1 protein-coding gene is annotated in these 794 nt (G+C 47.5%); it reads left to right on the plus strand.

The features are described from left to right. Positions 1 to 641: polysaccharide biosynthesis protein (locus tag HMPREF1705_RS10520; RefSeq protein WP_131725256.1), on the plus strand; the 641-nt coding region annotated here is incomplete at its 5' end. Between the last annotated feature and the right edge of the window lie 153 nt (positions 642 to 794).

Here is a 794-nt window from a genome sequence, read left to right on the forward strand (position 1 = left end):
CCGTTAACCCAACATCCGTCATGGGAGCTTCTAAGCGCATCGCCGAGATGGTAGTGCGCAACATCGCTTCAAAGGCAAAGCCGGATCAGACCTTCGTTTCGGTAAGATTTGGGAATGTCTTGGGGAGCCGTGGCAGCGTAATTCCCATATTTAAGCGTCAGATAGCTTCGGGTGGGCCAGTAACCGTGACACACCCCGAGATGAAGCGCTACTTCATGACGATCCCAGAGGCCGCGCAGCTTGTCCTGCAGGCTGCAGCCTTGCCCTATAACGGCAAAGTTTACGTATTGGACATGGGTGAGCCGGTTAAAATTAAGAACCTTGCCGAGGACCTAATTAAACTGTCAGGTTTTACGCCCTACCAAGACATCGATATAGTTTACACGGGATTAAGGCCAGGGGAGAAGCTTTTCGAGGAGCTCTTGATGGCAGAGGAGGGCACCGTAGAATCGCCCCATGAGAAGATCTTTATTGCGAATCAAAACGGAATCGACGAAAGTTTCGAGGAAAAGCTCGAATATCTGCTAAGAGTCGCCCAAGACGGCGACAAAGAAGAAATACTTTCGGTCATAAAAATGATCGTGCCGACGTTTAGAGCAAGGTTGGAGGATTCTGCTATGGATATATCACGGTTAAGCTGAAACAGCATCAAATCGTGCAAACTACCCGGGGTCGCAAACTACCCGGGGTCGGATCTTTAATCTTGGATTTTTAAGCTAAGGTTTTAAAATGCAAGATATAGGTTCTTTAAAATACCAAAATCCAAAATTAAAGATGCGGACACAATAAGGCTC

This window comes from Acetomicrobium hydrogeniformans ATCC BAA-1850, from assembly GCF_000160455.2.
Lineage (GTDB): Bacteria > Synergistota > Synergistia > Synergistales > Acetomicrobiaceae > Acetomicrobium > Acetomicrobium thermoterrenum.